This is a genomic window from Microbacterium sp. GW823-FHT02G05 (assembly GCF_058797175.1).
This window is the reverse complement of record NZ_JBXAJK010000001.1, coordinates 644,688-666,955: the sequence shown is the minus strand read 5'-3', so window position 1 is coordinate 666,955 and position 22,268 is coordinate 644,688. Positions and strand designations below refer to the sequence as shown.

Genomic DNA, 22,268 nt, shown 5'->3' with positions numbered 1-22,268 from the left:
GGTCATGCGCTCACCCCGATCAATTGCAGATAGCCGTCGGCGAGAGCCGTGCCGGCGAAGATTCCGACCCAGGCGCCCGTGATCATCCACGGGCCGAAGGGAATCGCGGATCGGCGGGTCGCGCGCCGCGACGCCATGAGAGCGAGACCCAGGATGCCGCCGAGGATGAAGGCCGCGAACGCGCCGACGATGAGAGCGCCCCAGCCGATCCAGGCGAGGACGAGACCGACGACAGCGGCGAGCTTCACGTCTCCTCCGCCCATTGCCCCCGGGCGCACGAAGGCGAGGATGAAGTAGAAGGCGAAGAGGGACGCTCCGCCGATGCCGGCGCGGATGAGCGCGGCGTAGTCGCCGCTCAGGATGGCGGTGGCCGTGAGGAGAAGAGCGATCACGATGATCGAGGGCACGACGATCACGTTGGGAAGGCGATGCGTGTCGAGGTCGATCAGAGTCAACGCGACGCTGATTCCCGCGAACCAGGCGTAGGTGAGGAACAGGACGATGCCCGTAGTGATCGAAGCGGGTTCGGAAGTGAGCACCCACCATCCCGTCGCGGCGAACAGCAGCGCAGTCGCGAGCTCGACGAGCGGGTATCGGGCAGAGATGGGTTCACCACAGCCTGCGCACCGACCACGCAAGGCCATCCACGACAGCAGCGGCACGTTCTGCCAGGGGCGGATCGCGGCGTCACAGCGCGGGCACCGGCTCTCCCTGGTGAGCGCGACGCCTGCAGGGACGCGGGCGATCACGACATTGAGGAACGAGCCGATGACCAGGCCGAGGATGCCGGCGAAGACGGTGAGGACTACTGTCATCCGATGTCCCGCATGTTGAGGATGGCGCCCAGGGGCTCGCGCAGCTTCTGTCCGTTCGGAAGGCTGAGGTCACGGTAGGTCAAGGTCGATCCATTGAACGCCTGCACATCGCCGCCGTAGATGAGTCCGTTCCAGGTCGCGCCACCGGGACTGATCGCGCACGGTGAGTATGCGATCCCGGAGATCTCTGGGGTCATCTTCAGGCTGTAGATGTCGATGCGGTTCTCTGTCGTGCAGGGACCCGTGGGCCGACTGTCGGTCACTCCGTCCGGCATGATCACGTTGAACTGATGTGGGGCGCCATCTGCGGAGCTGAGAACGACGCCGTCGAGGTTGATGGCTCTGCTGACGTAGATCGTCACATCGGTGCGGAGAGCCAGCGCGGTGCTGAAGAGGTTGAGAAGCGAGGTGCAGCCGCGCCAGTCGACGACCTGGGGAGTGGTCTTGCTCACGATCGTAAGAAGGTCTGCGCCGGCATTCGCGGCAGGGCATCTGTTCATCGCTGCGTCGTTGCCCGGGAGGGGACCGTGATACGGAACGTCGATCCAACGGAAGGCATCCGGGGCGATCTCCGGCGGTGACTGGAACCCGCCGGTGAACGTGCCCCCGGAGATCTGTGCCGTTCCCGTGACCCGACCGGTGACGGTGAGTGTGCCGTTGATCTTTCCGCCGTTGAGGCTGACGTCACCGTCGACGTACACGTTGCCTGTGACTTCCGCATTCGTGCCGAGCCGGAAGGTTCCACCCAGCGCGTAGACGTCACCGCTGACGGTGGCGCCGGTGTCCAGGGTCACGCCTCGCGAGGCGATGATCTTGTTCACGGTGCACCGGTTCGAGTTGTGCACCGAACCCTTCCGCACGACGACGGTCTCGATGATCCGGGCGTCGTTGGAGCAGATGAAGTCGCCGTCGTTGACGAGCACGTTGCCGGAGGCGCTGGACCGGGGGTCAGTCAGCATCAACGTGCCGTTCGGCGCCTTCATCGTGGTGAGCGCGCCGGCGAGTCCCGGGCCATAGGTCACCGACGTTTCGGTGACCGTCTGTTGCTCGCCCAGTCCCTTCGAGACCAGGGTGAGTTCGCTGCGACCGGTGCTCGGGTTCGGAGCGCACGAGATCGTGACCGTGTAGATGGTGGATGATCCGGCGGGTGCGACAACGGGTGCCGGTGCCGCGGCGCCGGGGTCACAGATGATGTCTCCGCGCTGCAGCTGCGCGCTCACGTCCGCGAGGCCCGCGTCTGCCGCCGCACGTGACTGTGCGCTGTCTCGCCCGGTGGCGACGACGCCGATCGTGTTGATCACCGCGCTTGCGATCGCGAGTCCGCCGATCGTGAGCACCAGCATGATGATGAGCACCGAGACGAGCATGGAACCCTCTTCGCGACGCATCGTCTGCGCAAGCTTCGTCAACATGCCGGTGGGGTCCTTTCGGTCTTCGCCTGCGCGGTGGCGCGTGTGGTGATCACGGTTTCTTCGCGCGTGGTCGGCGAGGAGAATCTGAGGCCGATATCGAGTGCGTTCACGCCGGCGCTTGCGAACGCGCGTGCCGGGGACCCCGAAAGAGAGCCCGAGACCTTTTCCGCAAGCGGGCCCCATGTGTCCGGGTTGGAGGTGCGTGCCGAGGACCCTCTGCTGTAGACGAGTTCAGCGTTGCGATTGACTGCCCAGGCGCGACACTCGAAGGTGTTGTTCGGGAGCAGGACAACCGCATCGACGCGCGAGCCCTGGGAATTGACGCGGATCGTGACAGCATTGCGCACCGAATCAGCGAGAGTCTCCGTGATGACGGTCGCCCGTCCGGTGGCCAGGTCGCGGGCGGCCGTCGCCTGCTGTGATGTCAGCCCATTGACGAAGACCATCGTGATCAGGCTGCCGATGATTCCGATGACGACCACGACGATGATGAGCTCGACAAGGCTCACGCCGCTGTCATTGCGGAGAGCGTCGCGCACGGAAGCCCTCTGATCAGCGGTCATCGTGAGGCCACCCGGAACTGAGTAGGAAGGGAGGTCAGCTCATCGCCGGAGGAGTCGAAGACACGGATCGTGACGTCGATGGAGACGGGGTAGGCGGCGGTGCTCGTAGGACACGATGCGACATCGATGGTCGCGGTCATGCCTGAGCCCGAGGGGCCCGCAATCGGAGAGGCCGCGTTCGCTTCGCGCGCCGACAGCGCGGTGCACGTGGTTGCCGCGTCGAGGGGGAAGCCTGCACGGAGGGAAGAGAGCTGCTGCGTGGCGAAGCTCGTCGCCTTGACCTGGTCGCGGTTCGCCACGCTCGAGCTGGCAGCGCCGATGAGAAGAGGGAGGACGGCGAGCGAAAGGATCGCGAGAAAGAACATCGCGATGATGAGCTCGACGAGGCTGAAGCCGTCATCTGCCGGGTGCTGACGCATTGTCAGACTCCCTTCGGGGCAGGGAGGGGGTGGGGTAGGAGTCGTGCGGGGCTGCGGGGTAGTGCAGCGGGTGGTGCTGAACTTCTAAAGAGGTATCCGGGCCGGTGTGAGGGCACCGGCCCGGAAGATATGTGCGGCTACGAGCAGCCGGGGCCTGCCTTCTTGACGATCGTGGCGTCCTCGGTGCTGGTTGCAGTTACGCAGAAATCATCGATCTTCGCGCCAGTGGCCGGAGCAATAGTGAGCGTGACCTTTCCAGTCGACTCAAGCTTGCTGAGGTTCTCATTGGCGGCTTCGTCCTGAGCGATGTTCGACGCGACCTGCGTTGCGGCGTTCGCAGCGATGGACTCGACGGCACCTTCCTGCGCGGTCTTCTGCAGGTTGAGGAAGATCGGCACCGCGATCGCGGCAAGGATGCCGAGGATGACGACGACGACGATGAGTTCGATGAGCGAGAAGCCGGCCTGGCCGTTCTCTTCACGCTGAGCCTTGTGCGCCTCGACGGCGCGACGGATGGTTGCACGCATAGCTGTCTCCTGAGAGGGGTAGTAAGGGTAGTGGTCGCCGGTGATTCCGTCCGACCCGCGATGGCGCGACGAGAATCAGCTTCCCTGCCCCAGCGCAGGAAGCCACTTTCCGGGTGGAGGCTTCACCTGCTCACACCATTCCTAGGGCACCGTGAAACCATTTGTCAAGCAACATAACAAACGTAAGTAAAGAAACATTACAAAATGGTTGTGGTAACGGTACCACTTCTAGACGTCTGGAGAATCCCGGTATATAGTTACGCCGCGATACCCTTGCTGCCCCGAGATTCCGGTGCAAAACTGGCACCATGACGACGATGTACACCGGAGACGTCCGCCCTTTCTGGCCCCACGTCGAGACGCGGACGGAAGCGTTTGTGGTCGACGAAGACGGTCGGGTTTTGGCCGTGGGTGAGTCCAAAACTCTCGCTGACGACTACCCGGACGCCGTCCCGCAGGCACTCGAGGGATGGGTCATGCCCGGTCTCATCGAGCCTCACGGACACCCGGGTACTGCTGCGATCCTTCTCTCGGACCGCGTCGTCGACATCCGCCCGGTGGTTGTCCCGGAAGCCGAAGGCGTGCTGGGTCTCCTTCGTGACGCCGTCGCGGCGGGCACCGGTCCGGTGTACGCGAACGGATGGGACGCGCTGCTGCAGCGCGGATTGCCTACTCCCGATATCCGCTTCCTCGACGAGCTCGCAGGTGGCACACCGCTCGTGATCGTGCACAACTCCGGCCATTCCGCGTACTTCAACACCGCAGCAGCCGCACTCTCGGGTCTCACCCGCGAGACACCTGATCCCCCCGGCGCCTTCTTCGTCCGCGATGAGAACGGCGATCTCGCGGGCACGGCACTCGAAGCGCGAGCCGTGCAGCAGGTGCTCGCCCCCTTCCTCAGCCAGGCGCAGGCCGCGATTCCCGCGCTGCTGTCCGCCCACTTCGCAGACCTGTCCCGACGCGGATACACGACCGTGTCCGATCTGAGTTGGGATCGTCAGCTGACACCGGTCGTCGAGGCCATGCGCGACAGCGGAACGCTTCCGCTGCGGGTGCGGTGGTACGAGATGTCGCAGCCGGGTGGCGCGGTCTCGCAGCGGGGGGACGGAGACGCGGCGATCCGTCAGATCGGGGTGAAGACCTGGTCGGACGGCTCGCCGTGGATCGGCAACATCGCGACGAGCTTCCCCTATCTGGACACGCCTGCGACCCGCGATCTCGGGCTCGAACCGGGGCACATCGGAGTGGCCAACTACTCGGCCGATGAGCTCCTCGCGATCGCCGAGCCGTATGCGGCGGCGGGCTGGCAGCTGGCGTGCCACGCGCACGGCGACCGTGCGATCGACGCCACCCTCGACGTGTATGAAGACCTGATCAAGCGGCATAACCTGGAGGATCACCGCTTCCGTCTGGAGCACGTCGGCGCCATGACCGAAGCGCAGTTCCAGAGGGCCGCCGACCTCGGAGTGACGGTCAGCGTCTTCGTCGATCACATCACCTACTGGGGTGAGGTGCTCGTCGACGATCTCTTCGGCGTGGAGCACGGCGGGTCTTGGGCCGACGCGGGTGCTGCTTTCGCCGCGGGTCATCGTACCACATTCCACAACGACGGATGGGTCACCCCGAACGAGCCGTTCCGCAACATGGCGGTCGCTGAGACAAGGACCACGCGCGCGGGGCGTACGATGCCCGGCGGGCAGCCCGTTCGGCGCGCGGATGCGCTCGCCGCGCATTCGACGAATGCTGCCTGGCAGCTGTTCAGCGAACATGAGATCGGCGCACTCGCTCCGGGGCTCTTTGCCGACTTCATTGTCGTCGATCGGGACCCTCTCGAAGTGTCAGCCGAAGCTCTGGCCGAGACTCAGGTGGCAGCGACGTATCTCGGCGGGCGCCGCGTGATGTGATGCGGTGTCGTCCTGGCCGGGTCAGAGTTCCCGTTAGGGTGTTGCCGTGGACATGCGGGTCGCCTCGTACGCGGTCATCACCGATGATGACGACCGGGTGCTTCTCGCGCGCTGGATCGAAGGTCGCCGCGCCGCGTGGACGATGCCCGGTGGGGGGCTCGAACCAGGTGAAGACCCCGAGGTGGCAGCGCGCCGCGAGGTGCTCGAAGAGACGGGCTACCGTGTCAAGATCGACGGGCTTCTCGGCATCCACTCACGTGTGATCCCGGCGTCGAAGAGGGTTCGAGCGCCGGAAGCGGACGCTCCGCTGCACACGCTCCGGATTCTGTACCGCGCGCATGTCGTCGGAGGTGCGCTGCGCTTCGAGCTCGACGGCTCCACCGACATGGCCGGCTGGTTCACCCTCCCCGCCGTCGCGAAACTGCAGCGCGTCAAACTCGTCGACGTCGCCCTCAGAATGGCGGGCGTCGCCGTGCCTGCCTGAGATGCTCCTACTCGGGCTCGGAGATATCGGCGACGGTCGCGTTGTATGCGCTGATCAGGGAATCTGCGTCGACGAAAAGGCTGTAGCCGTGAGTGCCGGCGCCCATCGCGATGCGCTGCCCCACGATCGACTCATCCGCGAAGATCGGCCAGTCCGTCGTGCTGCCGATCGGCACGATCGTTCCACGCTCATAGCCGGTCGCAGTCAGCGCAGCCTCCGCCTCCGGAAGCTTCAGCTTGTTCACCCCTACAAGGGCACGCAGCTTCGGCCACGAGATCTTGCGCCCACCGGGAACCAGCGCGAACAGGTACGTGTCGTCGGAACGCTTGACGACGAGCGTCTTGACGATCCCCGACGGGCTCAGGCCCAGCAGTTCCGCCGCCTCATGCAGGGTGCGCGCCACCGGCCGTTGACGAATCTCGATGTCAAGACCGCGCGCGGCAGCAGCATTCCGTATGCGTTCGTGCGTGTCAGCATCCGCTCCCTCAGTGGGGTCGGCGGCTGTCTCGCTCACGCCTCGGGTGCGCTCAGAGGGTCGTCAGCGACCCATAGCTCGTCGTCGGCGCGGAGCGTCTGCCACGCGGCGTAGAGCACACCGATCGCGGCACCGACGCCGAGGATGATGGCGATGACGCCACCCACACCGAGTCCGCTCTTCTTCTCTGGATCCACGAACGCGACCGGACGCCCGCCAGCGCGGCCCGAGGCGAGCTGCGCCCGCTTCGAGTTCGCCACATCCCATGCGGAGAGCGCAGTGCCCACAACGCCCCCGATGGCTGGAGCCACCCGGTCGTCCACGATGTGCTTCGAGAACTTCACACCCCGGTCGACCGCAGGGACGATGCGGTGCTCATACGTGTCTTGGACGGCGGGAATCACCTGTTCCCGACCGAAATTTCCGAGCTGGCGGCTCGCCTCGCGAGCGACGTTCGCGGCATCGTTGACCAGAATCTGCTGCGATTCCCACAGCTTGGTCGCGTCGCCCTGCAGACGGCGGAGTTCCTTCTTGCGCTTGCGGCTGAGGCTCACGGGGCCCTCCTAATCGAAACGGAGTTCGGATTCCCCATCTTGCCAGACGTATCCGGCAGAAGACATGGGTTGACTGAGAACCTCTGAGAGAATAAGGGCATGGCTCACGCAACCCACGTCGCAACACTGCACACCAACCACGGTGACATCGTCATCAACCTGTTCGGCGAGCACGCGCCCCGCACGGTCAAGAACTTCGTCGGCCTGTCCGACGGCACGGGCGCGTGGACGAACCCCGCCACCGGTCAGCCGGGCGAAGGCGCTCTGTACACCGACGTCATCTTCCACCGCATCATCCCCAACTTCATGATCCAGGGCGGCGACCCGCTGGGTCAGGGCGTCGGCGGGCCGGGTTACAACTTCAACGACGAGATCCACGGCGAACTGAACTTCAACGAGCCCTACATCCTCGCCATGGCCAACGCCGGCCTGCGTCGCAACGCCATCACCGGTGAGGTCGAGGGCACCAACGGATCGCAGTTCTTCATCACCACCGACCCGACCCCGTGGCTGCAGGGCAAGCACACGATCTTCGGTGAGGTCGCGGACGCAGACTCGCGCGCTGTCGTCGACGCAATCGCTGCAGTGCCGACCGCCGCCGGCGACCGCCCGATCGAGCCGGTCGTGCTGCACTCGGTCGACATCGTCGCCAACTGATCCCGCGCTCTTTCACGTTTCGCATCCTCGATGACGACTCCGGAGTTCACCGCCAACCGCGACAACTTCTGCTACCGGCACCCCGGTCGGCAGAGCTTCGTGCTGTGCCAGCGGTGCATGCGCACGGTCTGCGCTGAGTGTCAGACTCCTGCGCCCGTGGGCGTCATCTGCCCGGAATGCATGAAAGAGCAGCGAAAGTCAGAATCGCCCGCCCAGCGCCGCGCCCGACGCCAGTGGGGCATGCGCGGGCGGGCGGGTTCTGCCGTCACGATCGGCGGAACCCCGATCGTCACCGCGGTCATCATCGCCGTGACGGTCTTTGTCGGGCTGCTCCAGCTGATCCCCGGATTCGGTGATCACGTCACCCGTGCGCTGTGGTTCTACACGCCGTACGTGATGCCGCAGCTCACCGGCTTTCCGTTCGAGCCATGGCGTCTGCTGACGGCAGCGCTCGTACACGGCAGCATCTGGCACCTCGGCCTCAACATGCTGGCCCTCTGGATGATCGGGCGCAGCCTCGAGCCCATGCTCGGCCGCGCCCGCTATCTCGCGCTCTATCTGATCAGCACCCTCGGCGGTTCCGTCGCGGTTGCGCTGCTGTCTCCGCTCACGCCGGTCATCGGTGCCTCCGGAGCCGTCTTCGGCCTCATGGGGGCATTGTTCGTCATCGGCCGGCATCTCGGCGCGAACGTCACGGGCATCCTCGTGATTCTGGGCATCAACCTCGCCCTCGGATTCCTGCCCGGTGCGCGGATCTCCTGGCAGGCGCACGTCGGCGGCTTGATCATCGGTGCGCTCGTGGCCTTCATCTTCGCGCGCACCCGCAAGGCCTCTCAGAAGTGGGCGCAGATCGGGATGCTCGCGGCGCTTTCGGTCGTGCTCCTGGTGGCCGTCTTCCTCCTTCCGCCGCTGCTTCTCACCGCCTGAGAACGCACTCGCTGCAGCGCATCCGGATGATGTGCCTCATCTTCGTCGACCCCGAAAGTTATCCACAGGGGTTATCCACACTGGGGAGAACTACACGCGTGTAATTCCTGCAATTTCGTCGCAACACACGCAAAAACGCCCTCGCAACGGGTGCGAGGGCGTTTCGAAGAAGTGGCGTTATCGCCAGCGCGTCGTCATCAGGAAGCCGATCATCGCGATACCGAGACCGATGACCAGGTTCCACGAGCCGATGCCGGGCACAGGGAACTGCATGCCGCTGATGTAGAAGACGAGGATCCAGACGAGACCCAGCAGCATGAAGCCCACCATGACGGGCTTGAACCACACCGCGTTGGGTGCGGCGTCGCCTTCGGGCTTGTCGACGACGTTGTCTTCAGAGGAGCTGGATCGTGCCATGCGGACCAGTCTACTCATCAGCAACCCGTTACAGGAGAAAGCTACACTCGGTGGCATGACGCTGACCGTGGGGGAGACTGCGCCGCGGCGCGTTCGCCGACAGCGCCGTCGCCCGCGCGCGACCGTGACGAGCGTGCTCGGTGAACTGCTGCTGACCGCCGGCGTGCTCGTGCTCCTCTTCGTCGCCTGGCAGATGTGGATCGGCGACATCATCATCAGTGCGCAGAACAACGAGCGCGGTGCCGCATACTCACAAGAGTGGGCCGCCGCCCCGGCCCCGGAACCTCCCGCACCGAGTGCTGACGTGGAGGCGACAGGAGCCTGGGAGCCGCCGATTCTGCCGCATCCTGCCGAAGGTGACGTCTTCGCGACCATGCACGTCCCTCGTTTCGGAGCGGACTACGCTGTGCCGATCGCGGGCGGCACGAGTCGAGAGATCACCCTCGACCACATCGGACTCGGGCTCTATGAGCAATCGAAGATGCCCGGCGAGGTCGGCAACTTCTCGCTCGCCGGACACCGCACCACCTGGGGCAAGCCGCTGAACCTGATCGACAAGCTGCGACTCGACGACGCCATCGTCGTCGAGACCCCCGAAGGCTGGTACACCTACCGCTTCCGAACCCTCGAGTACGTGACGCCCACTCAGGTCGAGGTCCTCGCCGATGTGCCGGCGATGCCGCAGATGCAGACTGGCGAGCGGTACATCACACTGACCGCCTGCTCCCCGCTGTACTCGCTCGCGGAGCGTATCGTCGCCTACGGCCTCTTCGAGGGCTTCCAGCCGCGCGCCGAAGGTCCGCCCGCCTCACTCACCGAAGGAGGCCTGTGATGTACGCGGCTCTCTGGCGCATCCTCCCCGGCCCCTGGTTCATCCGGCTGCTGATTCTGCTCGTTCTCATCGCCGCCGTGCTCTACGGACTCTTCTTCTATGTCTTCCCGTGGGTCGCACCGTTCGTGACTCCCGGCGAGGTCGACCTGTCGTGACCCGCGCGACGCGAGTGCTCGTCGTCGACAATCACGACAGCTTCGTCTTCACTCTCGTCGGCTACCTGCGTGAGCTCGGTGCCGAGGTGGATCTCGTCGAATCGGATGCCCACGACGGAGCCGTCTTCGCCACCATGCTCGACGACTATGACGGTGTGCTCATCTCGCCCGGTCCGGGGAGACCGGAAGACGCAGGCGCCTCGGTGGAGGTCGTCCGACTCGCCGCAGAGAAGCGGATGCCCCTGTTGGGCGTGTGCCTGGGGCATCAGTCGATCGGGGCGGCGTTCGGGGCTCCTGTGATCGGTGCACCCGAACTGAAGCACGGCATGGTCTCAGACGTGCTGCATGAGACATCCGTGCTGTTTCGAGGCATCCCCTCGCCGTTCCGGGCGGGCCGGTACCACTCCCTCGCTGTTGACGACGTCGACCTGCCGGACGACCTCGTCGTGATCGCCCGCACGCCGGAGGACACCGTCATGGCGATCGCGCACCGCGAGCTGCCGATCTGGGGCGTGCAGTTCCACCCTGAGAGCGTGCTGACTGGAAGCGGCTACCGACTGCTGGCGAACTGGCTGGAGCAGTGCGGATCGGCCACCGCCGTGACTGCCTCGGCAACACTCGATCCCCTGCGCTGACGACTACGGTCCGGCGCAGAACCGCAGATCGATCGTGGAGCGCACCGGAACATCGCCCGGAGCGGAAGACATGGAGATCACCGTTCGAGGTTCTGTCGCCTTGCAGTTCGGATCCTCCACCGGATTTCCGGTCAGCCCCAGTGCCTCGAGTTCCTGCTGAGCAGCTTCCAGCGGATAACCCTGGAGGTTCTTCAGAGACACGACACCACTGGCGACATCGAGCGCCACGACGGTGCCGGGGGCGACCTCGTCATCCGCCTCCACGCTCGCCCGCAGCACGGTTCCGGCGGCGGCCTGGACATCGTTCACCGGTTTGACCGAGCCCACGACCAGACCCGCCGCTTCGAGGGCAGCCTTTGCGGCCTCCTGCGAGAGTCCGACGAGGATCGGCACCTTCACCATCTCCGCTCCGGTGCTCACGAACAGTGTGACGGTCTGTCCGGCCTCCAGGCGAGCATCCGCGGCAGGTGAGGAGCGGATGACGTTACCTTCCGCGACCTCGGCGTTCGCCTCGTTGAGGCGGGCTGCCTTGAGATCGTGCTTCTCGAGCTCCGCCTCGGCGCGCTCGTAGGTCATTCCGGTCAGCAACGGGACCGTGCGTGAGCTCGTCGGAAGATCATTCGCGGGACGCATCGTCACGACCCAGATGAGCACCGATGCCAGCAGCACGGCCAGGAGCGCGACTCCCGCCCAGATCCACGCCACGGGGGGACCGGACTGCGTGCGAACCATGGTGGTGTCGCTGCTGAGCTGACGAAGAGAGCGCGCCGTCTCCGCCGCCTGGCGCGGTGATGGTCCGTACAGCTCGCTCGTGAGCTCGCCGAGCTGCTTCTTCGTCGGGGCCTTGCCCGTGACAGCGGCGTCGAGCGCCTCGCGGAACGTGGCCGCATCCTGGAAGCGCTGGAACGGATCCTTCGCGAGCGCACGGAGCACGATCGCATCCATCGACCGCGGAGCCTTGTCGGTGACCTCGCTCGGCGGCTCAGGGGCCTCGCTGACGTGCTGGTACGCCACGGCGACGGGAGAGTCGCCACGGAACGGCTGGCGTCCGGTGAGGAGCTCGTAGAGCACGACACCGGTCGAGTACAGGTCGGCGCGCGAGTCGACCTGCTCGCCCTTCGCCTGCTCGGGGGAGAAGTACGCGGCCGTGCCGATGATCTGCGTCGTCTCAGCGACCGTCGATGACGAATCCGACACCGCGCGGGCGATTCCGAAGTCCATGACCTTGACCTTGCCGCCGGTCGTGATCATGACGTTGCCGGGTTTGATGTCGCGGTGGACGACACCTGCACGGTGGGAGTACTCCAGTGCCTCGAGGATGCCGTCGACGTACTTCACCGTGGTTACCACATCGACCGGACCACGCGCGATCACGTCTTTCAGCTGCTCACCGTCGACGAGCTCCATCACGATGTACGGCACGGCGTGCGTGCCCTGCGCATCGGTCTCGCTGTCTTCGCCCGCATCGAAGACACGGACGACGGACGGATGTGCCATGCGGGACGCCGCCTGAGCCTCCAGACGGAACCGCGTACGGAATGCGGTGTCGCGGGCCAGCTCAGGATTGAGGATCTTGATCGCCACGGTGCGGCCGAGCGTCAGATCGGTACCTCGGTAGACCCGAGCCATTCCGCCCTGGCCGATGAGTTCACCGACCTGATAGCGGCCCGACAGAACGCGTGGTTCCGCTGACACGAATCGACCCCCTGCTTGACGAACAGCTCATACCCGCCGCGAGCCTTCTCGCGATGATGGACTAAGGCTACCCGTACTACCCTGCGGAACCGCCGTCTGTGGCACCGTCTGTCGTGCCGTCGGTCGTCCCGTCGGTGGAACCGCCTGCGACGATCGGCACCGACATCTGCGGCGAGGGACCGGACTCGCGTCGGTCACCACCGTCACCGCCCGAGCAGAGCGCCGTGTAGATGGCCGTCAGCTGCTGCCCCGGGGCATTCGCGACCGAGATCGTCGCACGCAGCTCGTTCGCACCGAAGGTGGCGGTCGACGAGCCGTTCATGACGAACGTGCCGTTCGTCAGGGTGACGTTGTAGCCGCTGACGTTGCCGGTGCCGCTGGGGCAGGTGAAGGCGGCCCACTTGATGTCGACCGTCGTGCTGGCTTCGACCTCGCTCCCGCTGACCAGAGCGGGAGCGCTGGTCGGCTCGCCCACGGGGATCCGATCGCCGTAGATGGTCAGCGTGACCGTGGTGCCCTTGTCGACGTTGCCCGACGAGGGCGAGATCTTCTCGACTGTGCCGATCTTGTCGTCGGACGGTGCCGCCGAACCTGCGGCGCAGACGGGCTCGAGCCCGGCTTCCCGCGCCTTGGTGCTTGCCTCGTCGCAGGTCAGGCCGACGAGACCCAGACTTGCGATGTCGACGCGTTCCGTCGTGGGCTTCGGGGTGGGCTTGGGAGACGTCGACGGCGATGCCGAGGAGGTCGCGGTGCCGGTGGGCTTGGTCTCGGGCGTGCCCTGATTGGTCATCAGAGCGATCACGGTGCCGATCAGCACGACCACGAGCAGTCCGATGAGCGCGATGAGCGGCCAGGTCCACGGGCTGCGCTTCTTCTTCGCCGGAGTCTCGGCGTCGACGTTCTGATCGGTCGGGATCTGGGCCGTCGCCGGAAGGATGCGCGTGGCGCTGTCGACGCCGGGCGTCAGCAGCTGCGTCATGTCGTCCTGCGCGCCGCCGACACCCGTTGCGATCGCCGGAATGGCGATGGCGGCGGAGTTGAGGTCGCCGCGACGCAGGGCCTGCGCAGCGCGCGCCACGGTCGCCGCAGAAGACGGACGCTCTGCCGGCTTCTTGGCGATCATCGCCATGACGAGGTTCTGCACGGGGACGGGGATCGTCGTCGGCAGCGGCGGGGGCTGCTCGTTGATCTGCGCCATCGCGATCGCGACCTGCGATTCGCCGGTGAAGGGGCGCTTGCCCGCGAGGCACTCGTAAGCGACGATGCCGAGCGAGTAGATGTCGGTCGCCGGAGATGCCGGATGACCGGATGCCTGCTCCGGAGAGAGGTACTGGACGGTGCCCATGACCTGACCCGTGGCTGTGAGCGGCACCTGGTCGGCGATGCGGGCGATGCCGAAGTCGGTGATCTTCACGCGGCCGTCGGGCGTGATCAGCAGGTTGCCGGGCTTGATATCACGGTGCACGAGGCCTGCGGCGTGCGCGGCCTGGAGAGCTGCGGCGGTCTGCGCGACGATGTCGAGCGTCTTATCTGCGCTCAGCGAGCCATCACGCTCGATGATCGTCGACAGAGCCTCGCCGGGCACGAGTTCCATGACGAGGTAGGCGCTGCCGTTCTCCTCGCCGTAGTCGAACACACTCGCGATGCCCTCATGGTTGACCAAGGCGGCGTGACGAGCTTCGGCACGGAAACGCTCGAGGAACCCCGGGTCTCCCATGTACTCGTCTTTGAGGATCTTGATGGCGACGGTTCGTCCGATGACGTGATCCGTCGCCTCCCACACCTCGCCCATGCCACCGATCGCAATACGCGACAACAGCTCGTAGCGACCACCGAACGACACACCCTGCGTCGGCCTCATCTGCTCAGCACCGCCTCTATGACCTTCTTTGCGATCGGGGATGCGATCTCATCACCCGAACCGGATTGACCCTTGCCGCCACCGTCTTCGACGACAACGGCAACAGCGACCTCCGGATTGTCAGCCGGCGCGAACCCGGTGAACCACAGCGTGTATGGCTTTTCGTCACCGTTCTCCGCCGTGCCCGTCTTACCGGCTACATCGACTCCGTCTATTCTTGCACCCTGTGCCGCGCCGCTCTGGACGCCGGCGACCAGGACCTGCGTGAGCGCCTTCGCTTCATCCGCCGTCAGTGCCCGACCGAACTCCGAGTTCTCGAACGCCTTCAGTACGGAGAGGTCGTCACCGAGGATGCTGTCGACCATGCGCGGATTCATGACGACACCCCCGTTGGCGACGGCGGCCGACACCATGGCGATCTGCAGCGGGCTCGCGATGACCGGACCCTGACCGAAGCCGGTTAGGCCCGTCTGAGCAGCATCGAGTCCACTCGGATAGCTCGAGGGCGTGGACTCCAGCGGAATGTCGAAGCTTTTGTTGAAGCCGAACTTCTCCGCCATCGCGAGGATCGCATCGTCGCCCAGTTCGACGGCGAGCTCAGCCATCGGGATGTTGCAGCTGAGCTTCAGCGCATCTCCGATCGATACCGTGGGGCCGGCGCCACAGGCGCCGCCCCAGGCGTTCTGCACGGAGGTGCTGGTTCCAGGCAGCGTGTATGACGCCGGGTTCGGCATCATCGAGTCCATCGTGTACTTGCCGGATGCCAGCGCTGTCGCCACCGTCACGATCTTGAACGTCGATCCGGGCGGGTTCATGTTTCCCGCGATCGCACGGTTCGAGAGCGGATCGGCCGGATCGTCTTCGAGCGCCGCGAACGTCGCCTCCGCAGCATCCGCGTCGTGCACCGCCATCAGATTCGTGTCATACGACGGCGTCGACACCATCGCCAGCAGACGACCGGTGGCAGGTTCGATCGCGATGACCGCGCCCTCGTATCCTTCCGACACCAGCGCGTCATAGGCCACCTGCTGAACCGCGGGATCGAGACTGAGCACCACGTTCGCCCCGCGCTGCGGCTGGCCCGAGATGATGCGCTCGATGCTCGCGAAGAAGTTCGTGCCTCCGGTGCCGGACAGTTCGCTGTTGAGCGCGCGTTCGATCGCCGTCGCGCTGCCGAGTGCCGGGTTGTAGTAGCCCGTGACCGGTGACCACATCGCGGAATCGACGTACACGCGCTGGAACGAGAACATGTCGTCGGCGGGCACGGAGGACGCGATCTGCGTGCCGCCGGCGAGGATGGACCCGCGCTGGATCTCGTAGCTGTCGAGCAGCGTGCGGCGGTTCTGCTCATGCTGTCCGAGCGCTTCGGCCTCGATCACCTGAATCCAGCTGATCGCGGCGAACAGTGACATGAACATCAGCAGGATCACGATGCTGATACGGCGCAGTTCCTTGGTCATCCGATCACCACCCGGGGCTGGCGGCGGACTCCGTCGGAGATTCGCAGGAGAAGCGCGACGATGAGCCAGTTCGCGACGAGGGAGGAGCCACCTGCGGCCAGGAAAGGCGTCGTCAGACCCGTGAGGGGGATGACACGTGTGACGCCGCCGACCATGATGAACACCTGCAGAGCGATCGTGAACGACAGGCCTGTTGCGAGCAGCTTGCCGAAGTCGTCCTGCCCCGCGAGTCCGATGCGCAGACCGCGGCTGACGAACACCATGTAGAGGCAGAGGATCGCGAAGAGCCCGATCAGGCCGAGCTCCTCACCGAGGCTCGGGATGATGTAGTCGCTCTCCGAGAGTGGCGTGAGGTGCGGCCGTCCCTGGCCGAGGCCGGTGCCGATGAGTCCGCCGTGCGCGAGTCCGAAGATGCCCTGCACGAGCTGGTAGCTGCCGCCGTCGGCCGCGATCAGGTCGGGGTTGAAGGCGTCCAGCCAGTTGCGGAAGCGCCCCTGCACGTAGGAGAGGATCTGCGTGGCGATCACGGCGCCGACCGCGACGAGGCTGAGGCCGATGAGCACCCAGCTCGTCTTGCCGGTGGCGACGTAGAGCATCGCGACGAACATGCCGAAGATGAGCAGGCCGGTACCGAGGTCGCGCTGGCTCACGATGATGCCGAGCGAGATCAGCCACACCACGATGACGGGCCCGAGCTCGCGCATGCGCGGCCAGGTGATTCCGAGAACCCGCTTGCCCACGGACGACAGGCTCTCGCGGGTGCGCACCAGGTAACCCGCGAAGAAGATCGCCAGGAAGATCTTCGCCAGCTCACCGGGCTGGAACGAGAAGATGCCGCCGAGCGAGACCCACACGTCGGCGTTCGCGTCGGCGACGCGCAGACCCGGAACGAAGGGGAGCAGCAGCAGGATGATGCCGATGAGCCCTGAGAGATACGTGTACCGGTACAGCAGGCGGTAGTTGCGGAGAACGATCACGAGTGCGATCGCGCCGGCGAGCGAGATCGCCGTCCACGCGAGCTGCTTGTTCGAGAACGCCTCCCAGCCGGTGTTCCGCTGGGCGATGTCGATCCGGTAGATCATCGCGATGCCGAGACCCGTCAGAGCCGTGGCGATCGGAAGCACGAAAGGATCCGCATCGGACGCCACAAATCGCAGCACGATGTGCAACGCGAACGCGAGCACGGCAAGTCCGCCGCCGATGAACAGGATCATCGGGTCGACCTGTCCGAGTGCGCCGAACTGCACGAGGGTGATCGCGACACCCGAGACGGCGCTCGCGAACAGCAGGAGCCAGAACTCGCGATTGCGCTGCGACTGCGGCATTCGGATCTTCTTCAGCGCGCGCACAACGCTCGTGTCGGCCGAGACGTCGATCTGATCGGTGCTCATCGGCCCTCCTTCGCCGAATCGCGCAGACGTTGGACGATCTGCTGGGCATCGTCGAGCGAACGAGCGGTGATCGTCGCCTCGACGCGGGATCGGTCGAAGCCGGGAAGGTCATCGACCTCGATGCTGGTCTGTGCCCAGACGCTGGACAGGGAGATGGGGCCGATGTCCTGCTGGATGCCCTGGTAGATCACCACGACACCGTCGTCGACGCCCACGAAGTAGCGCGTCTGCGTCCAGGCGTAGCCGGCGAATGCGACCCCCACGAGCATCGCGATGACGAGCAGCAAGCCTGCGAACCAGCCGACGCGGCGTCGTCGCGCTCGGCGGCGGTCTTCCTCGATGAGCTCTTCGAGGTATTCCGCCGCGGGCTCGAAGTGAGACGGCTCGTTCGCGGCCTGGCGAACGGGGTGCAGCCAGTTCGAGCGAGGGGCACGCGCAGCCGGGATGATCACGCCCTGCGGGTTCGACGCCGAACCCACGATCGTCGGAGTACCGGACATCAGCGGGTGGTGACCGCCGACGTCGACGATGACGATCGTGACGTTGTCGGGTGCGCCGCCATCGAGAGCCTGCTTCAGCAGGACATCGGCCGAGCGTCCGGGCGCGAAGCCCATCCGCAGCACCTTCTCGATGTGCGCATCGTCCACGACGCCGGAGAGTCCGTCGGAGCACAGGAGCCAGCGATCACCGGGCTGCGTCGGCATGACGAACATGTCGAGCTCCGGGTCGGCATCCATGTCGCTGAGCACGCGCATGAGCACGGACCGGCGCGGGTGATAGCGCGCCTCCTCCAGTGTGATGCGGCCCGAGTCGACCAGACGCTGCACGAAGGTGTGATCTGCGGTGATCTGCGTCAGCTCATCGTCACGCAGAAGATAGATGCGCGAGTCGCCGATGTGACCGATCACCGCATAGTCATCGACCATGATGATCGCGCTGAGCGTCGTGCCGAGGCCGGCGAGCTCGGGTCGATCCTTCGCCGCACGGATCAGGTCGCCAGCCGCCGTCGTCGCCGCCGCCTGCAGCGACGCCTGTGCATCCTGTGTCGAGGGGAAGCCCTGATCCAGGCCCTCGAGGCGGTGGATCGCGATGCTCGAAGCGACGTCTCCGCCTGCGTGGCCGCCCATGCCGTCAGCGACGGCGAACAGGTTCGCCCCGGAGTACCCGGAGTCCTGGTTGTTGGAGCGGACCCGCCCGGTATGGGAGATCGCGGCGCTCGAGCCCTCGAAGACCATGGCGGCGGTCAGGCTCGCAACTCGAACGTGGTGGCGCCCACCTTGATGGGCGTTCCGATCGCGACTGCGGCGGTGCCGCTGACGCGCTGGCCGTTGAGGAATGTGCCGTTCGTGGAGTCGAGATCCTGAATCACCCATTGGCCGCCGCGCAACTGCAGACGCGCGTGGTGGCTGGAGGTGTAGTCATCGCGGATGACGAGACCCGACTCGCTCGAACGGCCGATCGTCATCGACTCCGACTCCAGGGGAATCTCGAGCCCCGCTTTCGGACCCGAGGTGATCACGAGCGTCTTCACGGAGGTGGCCGTGGCCGGCTCGCCTGCACGGCTGCGCGCAGGAGCGGCCTTCGGCGCGGCGGCGACCTGCGGAGCGGATCCCGCCGTGGCATCCGCAGTCTGGGGCATCTTTCGCACCCGTACCCCGAACAGATCCGCGCGAAGCGAATAGACCACCGCGAACACGAAGAACCACAGCAGCACCAGGAAGCCGATGCGCAGAATAAGCAGAGTCAGCTCACTCATGGCATCACTCCAAAGGTGCGGGTGGCATCGTCGCCCCCAGTCGAGCGGGGGCGCGCGGCGACCGGAACAACGCGGAACACCAGGTCGGTGCGTCCGATAGTGATGACGGTATCGGAGGTGAGCGGCGCCTCGCGCACCTTTACGCCATCGACCTTGGTGCCGTTCGTGGAACCGAGATCGCGCATCATGGCGCGCTCGCCGTCCCAGAGGATCTCGGCGTGCTTGCGACTCGATCCGGAGTCGGCGATCGTCAGATCGGCGTCGCTGCCGCGGCCCACCACGGTGCGCGCCTGAGTGAGAGTGTGTCGCCGGCCGTCGACCTCGAGCACGGCCTGCCATGTCACCCGACCCTGCGACGAGCCTGAGTCGACATGCACCGTGCCGGTCGCGACCTTGTCATCGGCTTCGAGCGTGATCGACAGCGGACCGGCGAAGCTGTAGCCCTGCGCACGCGCATGCTTCGCGACGAGCGTGTGCAGCTCGTCAGTGAGAGCGGAGCCGAGACCGTTCATCGCGGCGGCATCCTCACCGCTCAGATGAACGACGAAGTTGCTGGGTGCGATGATGCGGTCACGGCTGACGACAGCCGCCTTGGTGTCGAGTTCGCGGCGCACCGCCGAAGCAATCTCCACCGGCTGGATGCCACTGCGAAAGGTCTTGGCGAAGGCGCTGTTCACAGCGCGCTCAAGACCTTTCTCAAAGCTGTCTAGTAGTCCCACTGGGCTCCCATGGCTGACCGATCGGTAACGCCATCGTAGTCAGATGACCTGAATGCCGCCCGATTCCGGGCCGTACCGGGCAGTTCTTCGATCCGCTCGCCTGCGCACGCCGCTCCCGGGCCGCACGCGGGTTCGGATGGTGTCACAACGCGTGATATCCTCGGGAAGTTGAGTTCTTCGGAGCACGACATGCGCGAGTGGCGGAATAGGTAGACGCGCTGGCTTCAGGTGCCAGTACTCGCAAGGGTGTGGGGGTTCAAGTCCCCCCTCGCGCACAAACAGAAGGCGGTCCCGAGAGGGGTCGCCTTCTCTGCATAGGGGGAGTCGTCGAGGCCCCGCCGCTACGCTGGGCGTCATGTCGAAAGAGGAGTATCTCGCCGCGCTGCGTCCGATTCTCGAGCGCGCGAGCGCGGGAGCATCCGCCCAGCTGCGCAGTCTTCTTGATGCGACCGACTCGGTGGATGTCACGCTGACCATCGGCGTCTTCGTCGGGCAGGACGGTGAAGGGCCGTTCGATGTCTACGCGCAGTTCGAGGGCGCGGATGTCTTCGCGCTCAACCAGCGGTTTCAGAAGGAACGCCACCTGTTCGGGGTGACGTGGACCGAAGAAGGATGGGAGCCGCAGGTTCCCGCGTGTCCACGCGGCTGGAGTCGCGATGAGCTGGAGGACGTCGTGGTCGACGAGGTGGACCGCTGGGTCGGGTCACTGGTGCCGACCGGCCCGGCTCTCGAAGTGCTCGCGTACTACTGACGTTCTGCGGTGACCAGAAGTGTCATAACGCCAAAGAAGGAGCATTTACAAGGACCCTACGCTCCCCTAATGTGAGAGTCGCATGCGCCGGGGATTTGATCGCGAAGCGTGGGTTCCCCAGATCCACGAGTGAGGCTTCCCCAGAGCCGGCGATCTGGCGTAGGCAAATGGGTCCCCTCGAGTGCTCGTCCCCAATGAAACACTCGAGGGGATCATTCTTCTTCGGTGCGATCGACGACGCGATCGTCAAGAGTCCGGACCTGGGCCGCGTGTGCTGTGGGTGCAAGTGTTGTCGGTGCTCGAGACGTCCAACGTTGCCGATTCCCCAAGATCAGCGATGCTCTCCAGTTTTCACGCGGTCCAGGTGAGCGACGATCTCGATTGCGACCCCATTCGCGATCGGGAACTTCGCGTTTTTGTCCTCCCCCGAGATCATTGTGCCACCAAAGTTCAGATTTGTCCCCCAAATGGGGGACAAAAATCTCAGAAGCACGATAGGGTGGAGTCTGACGCACCCTCCGGTCGTCTTCGGCCCTCACTGCTCCCCCCGCGGTGAGGGCCACATTTTTTGCCCGGTATCGCACGCGCGTAGCACCCAAAACGGGTCTTCATGCAACATTTGGGTTACCTTCTGGTCTCAAATCTTGCGCCAACTTGCACTTGCTCTACTAGCGTGGGCTTCGTCGGTGCATCCTGCGTCGGCTTCGCCCCATCAGCAGAACGGCAGTAAATGAGCACCCAGGGCACAGTTAAGTGGTTCAACTCGGAGAAGGGCTTCGGCTTTATCTCCCCCGATGACGGCGGCGCCGATGTGTTCGCGCACTACTCCGCCATCCAGTCAAACGGCTACCGCTCGCTCGACGAGAACCAGCGCGTTGAGTTTGACGTTGCGCAGGGCCCCAAGGGCCTGCAGGCCGAGAACATCCGTCCTATCTAAGTGACGGTCGCGGTTCGCCGCGCAAGTTTTCTCAGGAACTCCCCGGGATGCACAACTACGTGCAACCCGGGGAGTTCTGTGTCTCTGGGTGTTCAGCCGGGCGTCATCTGGACCCGGACATGGAGCGGGCTCGCACGAGGCGTCCGATCTCGGCAGCTGCGGAGCGCACGAGGTCGGCGTACTCGACCTGCGTCTCGGACGGGACGCGCGAGCTCGGAGCCGAGATGCTGATCGCCGCCACGGGCTGACCCTCATCGCCGATCACGACCGCAGCGATCGCGAACACCTCCTCGCGCCACCGTGACGTCGTCGAGAAGCCCTGTGTGCGCACATCCGCGAGCTCTCGTTCGAGTTCTTCGGCCGTGATGCCCGCGGCAACCAGCTCTGCCGGGTGGTCATTCACGAGCCGGCGCCTCTGATCCGCGGGGAGATGCGCGAGGATCGACTTGCCCGTCGCTGTGCGGAAGATCGACGCTGCGCCCCCGAGCGGTTCCACGTAGCGAACGGGATGTGGGCTCTCGAGCCGTTCCACCAGGATCACGGAGGCGTCGCGCGGGACGGCCAGGTGGATCGTCTCCTGCGTGATCTGGCGCAGGCGTTCCATCTGCTCGAGCGCCAGGGTGCTGACGCTGAACTGCTCGGCGAAGCCCCGTCCGAGCAGTGCGGTGCGCACCGCGACAACCCACAGCGGACGTGACGGATCCTGTTTCGTGATCCACCGTCCCTCGGCCAGCGTGTCGATCGCTCTCTGCACGGAGCTTTTCGGCTCGCCCAGATGTCGGGCGATCTCGCTCACCCCCACGGGTTGCAGGTCGGCGATGCTCTCGAGAACTTCCAGCGCGCGGTCAACGCTTCGCATTGACGTACCCCCTTTGGTCGGCTATACATGTCTCGCCACACGGGTCACCGTTCCGCCACACGG

The 22,268-nt window shown here is 65.4% G+C and carries 25 protein-coding genes and 1 tRNA gene; 10 read left to right on the top strand and 16 right to left on the bottom strand.

From position 1 onward, the window contains the following. Window positions 1-2: 2 nt before the first annotated feature. The 5 genes from AC1REM_RS03115 to AC1REM_RS03095 form a co-directional block, all read right to left on the bottom strand. A complete protein-coding gene (locus AC1REM_RS03115; protein ID WP_492513285.1) occupies window positions 3-815 on the bottom strand; it encodes a prepilin peptidase in 813 nt (270 codons plus the stop codon). Continuing rightward, the gene (locus AC1REM_RS03110) at window positions 812-2,227 is read right to left on the bottom strand and encodes a hypothetical protein (protein WP_492513284.1); all 1,416 of its coding nucleotides are present in this window, start codon (window positions 2,225-2,227) and stop codon (window positions 812-814) included. The genes AC1REM_RS03115 and AC1REM_RS03110 overlap by 4 nt, the downstream gene beginning before the upstream one ends. Beyond that, window positions 2,221-2,766: a prepilin-type N-terminal cleavage/methylation domain-containing protein gene (locus tag AC1REM_RS03105; protein ID WP_492513283.1), complete on the bottom strand. Its 546-nt coding sequence runs from the start codon at window positions 2,764-2,766 to the stop codon at window positions 2,221-2,223. The genes AC1REM_RS03110 and AC1REM_RS03105 overlap by 7 nt, the downstream gene beginning before the upstream one ends. Before the next feature lie 20 nt (window positions 2,767-2,786). Next, window positions 2,787-3,209 carry a type IV pilus modification PilV family protein gene (locus AC1REM_RS03100; protein WP_492513282.1) on the bottom strand — a complete coding sequence of 141 codons (423 nt, stop codon included), beginning with the start codon at window positions 3,207-3,209 and terminating at the stop codon, window positions 2,787-2,789. Between the two features lie 137 nt (window positions 3,210-3,346). Then, entirely contained in the window at window positions 3,347-3,736 is a 390-nt protein-coding gene (locus AC1REM_RS03095) for a type IV pilin protein (RefSeq protein WP_492513281.1), read from the bottom strand. A 308-nt stretch (window positions 3,737-4,044) separates the two neighbouring features. Here AC1REM_RS03095 and AC1REM_RS03090 point away from each other — a divergent pair, with 308 nt between their 5' ends. Next, window positions 4,045-5,640: an amidohydrolase gene (locus tag AC1REM_RS03090; protein WP_492513280.1), complete on the top strand. Its 1,596-nt coding sequence runs from the start codon at window positions 4,045-4,047 to the stop codon at window positions 5,638-5,640. 46 nt (window positions 5,641-5,686) lie between these two features. Further along, window positions 5,687-6,124, top strand: a complete 438-nt coding sequence (locus AC1REM_RS03085; protein ID WP_492513279.1) for an NUDIX hydrolase — start codon at window positions 5,687-5,689, stop codon at window positions 6,122-6,124. Window positions 6,125-6,131: 7 nt separating this feature from the next. On the opposite strand, the gene AC1REM_RS03080 is transcribed toward AC1REM_RS03085, so the two are convergent. Beyond that, window positions 6,132-6,638, bottom strand: coding sequence for an aminoacyl-tRNA deacylase (locus AC1REM_RS03080; protein ID WP_492513278.1), 507 nt, complete (start codon window positions 6,636-6,638; stop codon window positions 6,132-6,134). Next, window positions 6,635-7,153 (bottom strand): DNA helicase, encoded by a 519-nt coding sequence (locus AC1REM_RS03075; protein WP_492513277.1) that lies wholly within the window; start codon window positions 7,151-7,153, stop codon window positions 6,635-6,637. The genes AC1REM_RS03080 and AC1REM_RS03075 overlap by 4 nt, the downstream gene beginning before the upstream one ends. A 99-nt stretch (window positions 7,154-7,252) precedes the next feature. On the opposite strand from AC1REM_RS03075, the gene AC1REM_RS03070 reads away from it, so the two are divergent. Together AC1REM_RS03070 and AC1REM_RS03065 are read left to right on the top strand one after the other, a co-directional pair. After that, on the top strand, window positions 7,253-7,810 hold the full coding sequence (locus AC1REM_RS03070) for a peptidylprolyl isomerase (RefSeq protein WP_204938544.1): 558 nt from the start codon (window positions 7,253-7,255) through the stop codon (window positions 7,808-7,810). 30 nt (window positions 7,811-7,840) lie between these two features. Next, the gene (locus AC1REM_RS03065) at window positions 7,841-8,737 is read left to right on the top strand and encodes a rhomboid family intramembrane serine protease (RefSeq protein ID WP_492513276.1); all 897 of its coding nucleotides are present in this window, start codon (window positions 7,841-7,843) and stop codon (window positions 8,735-8,737) included. A 177-nt stretch (window positions 8,738-8,914) separates the two neighbouring features. Here AC1REM_RS03065 and AC1REM_RS03060 read toward each other — a convergent pair whose 3' ends face one another. Further along, entirely contained in the window at window positions 8,915-9,154 is a 240-nt protein-coding gene (locus AC1REM_RS03060) for a cell division protein CrgA (protein WP_204938542.1), read from the bottom strand. 55 nt (window positions 9,155-9,209) lie between these two features. Between AC1REM_RS03060 and AC1REM_RS03055 the strand changes: the two genes are divergently transcribed. The 3 genes from AC1REM_RS03055 to AC1REM_RS03045 are packed head-to-tail and all read left to right on the top strand — an operon-like array spanning window position 9,210 to window position 10,776. Further along, window positions 9,210-9,986, top strand: coding sequence for a class E sortase (locus AC1REM_RS03055; protein ID WP_492513275.1), 777 nt, complete (start codon window positions 9,210-9,212; stop codon window positions 9,984-9,986). After that, window positions 9,986-10,141 carry a hypothetical protein gene (locus AC1REM_RS03050; protein ID WP_492513274.1) on the top strand — a complete coding sequence of 52 codons (156 nt, stop codon included), beginning with the start codon at window positions 9,986-9,988 and terminating at the stop codon, window positions 10,139-10,141. Before AC1REM_RS03055 ends, AC1REM_RS03050 begins: the two co-directional genes overlap by 1 nt. Next, entirely contained in the window at window positions 10,138-10,776 is a 639-nt protein-coding gene (locus AC1REM_RS03045) for an anthranilate synthase component II (protein WP_492513273.1), read from the top strand. The genes AC1REM_RS03050 and AC1REM_RS03045 overlap by 4 nt, the downstream gene beginning before the upstream one ends. 3 nt (window positions 10,777-10,779) lie before the next feature. On the opposite strand, the gene pknB is transcribed toward AC1REM_RS03045, so the two are convergent. The 7 genes from pknB to AC1REM_RS03010 all read right to left on the bottom strand — a co-directional run bounded on the left by pknB (window position 10,780) and on the right by AC1REM_RS03010 (window position 19,658). After that, window positions 10,780-12,471, bottom strand: a complete 1,692-nt coding sequence (pknB, locus tag AC1REM_RS03040) for a Stk1 family PASTA domain-containing Ser/Thr kinase (protein ID WP_492513272.1) — start codon at window positions 12,469-12,471, stop codon at window positions 10,780-10,782. Window positions 12,472-12,547: 76 nt separating this feature from the next. Continuing rightward, window positions 12,548-14,332, bottom strand: coding sequence for a protein kinase domain-containing protein (locus AC1REM_RS03035; RefSeq protein ID WP_492513271.1), 1,785 nt, complete (start codon window positions 14,330-14,332; stop codon window positions 12,548-12,550). Next, entirely contained in the window at window positions 14,329-15,792 is a 1,464-nt protein-coding gene (locus AC1REM_RS03030) for a penicillin-binding transpeptidase domain-containing protein (RefSeq protein WP_492513270.1), read from the bottom strand. The genes AC1REM_RS03035 and AC1REM_RS03030 overlap by 4 nt, the downstream gene beginning before the upstream one ends. After that, window positions 15,789-17,183, bottom strand: coding sequence for an FtsW/RodA/SpoVE family cell cycle protein (locus AC1REM_RS03025; protein ID WP_492513269.1), 1,395 nt, complete (start codon window positions 17,181-17,183; stop codon window positions 15,789-15,791). Before AC1REM_RS03025 ends, AC1REM_RS03030 begins: the two co-directional genes overlap by 4 nt. Further along, the gene (locus tag AC1REM_RS03020) at window positions 17,180-18,418 is read right to left on the bottom strand and encodes a PP2C family protein-serine/threonine phosphatase (RefSeq protein WP_492513268.1); all 1,239 of its coding nucleotides are present in this window, start codon (window positions 18,416-18,418) and stop codon (window positions 17,180-17,182) included. The genes AC1REM_RS03025 and AC1REM_RS03020 overlap by 4 nt, the downstream gene beginning before the upstream one ends. Before the next feature lie 8 nt (window positions 18,419-18,426). Continuing rightward, window positions 18,427-18,939, bottom strand: coding sequence for an FHA domain-containing protein FhaB/FipA (locus AC1REM_RS03015; protein WP_492513267.1), 513 nt, complete (start codon window positions 18,937-18,939; stop codon window positions 18,427-18,429). Beyond that, entirely contained in the window at window positions 18,936-19,658 is a 723-nt protein-coding gene (locus AC1REM_RS03010) for an FHA domain-containing protein (protein ID WP_492513266.1), read from the bottom strand. Before AC1REM_RS03010 ends, AC1REM_RS03015 begins: the two co-directional genes overlap by 4 nt. A gap of 191 nt (window positions 19,659-19,849) precedes the next feature. Here AC1REM_RS03010 and AC1REM_RS03005 point away from each other — a divergent pair. The 3 genes from AC1REM_RS03005 (at window position 19,850) to AC1REM_RS02995 (ending at window position 21,346) form a co-directional block, all read left to right on the top strand. Continuing rightward, window positions 19,850-19,933: transfer RNA gene (locus tag AC1REM_RS03005), tRNA-Leu, on the top strand. Window positions 19,934-20,013: 80 nt separating this feature from the next. Further along, complete coding sequence (locus tag AC1REM_RS03000) at window positions 20,014-20,409, top strand: DUF6389 family protein (RefSeq protein ID WP_492513265.1); 396 nt, start codon at window positions 20,014-20,016, stop codon at window positions 20,407-20,409. Between the two features lie 730 nt (window positions 20,410-21,139). Continuing rightward, complete coding sequence (locus AC1REM_RS02995; RefSeq protein WP_492513264.1) at window positions 21,140-21,346, top strand: cold-shock protein; 207 nt, start codon at window positions 21,140-21,142, stop codon at window positions 21,344-21,346. Between the two features lie 103 nt (window positions 21,347-21,449). On the opposite strand, the gene AC1REM_RS02990 is transcribed toward AC1REM_RS02995, so the two are convergent. Beyond that, on the bottom strand, window positions 21,450-22,205 hold the full coding sequence (locus AC1REM_RS02990; RefSeq protein WP_492513263.1) for an IclR family transcriptional regulator: 756 nt from the start codon (window positions 22,203-22,205) through the stop codon (window positions 21,450-21,452). Between the last annotated feature and the right edge of the window lie 63 nt (window positions 22,206-22,268).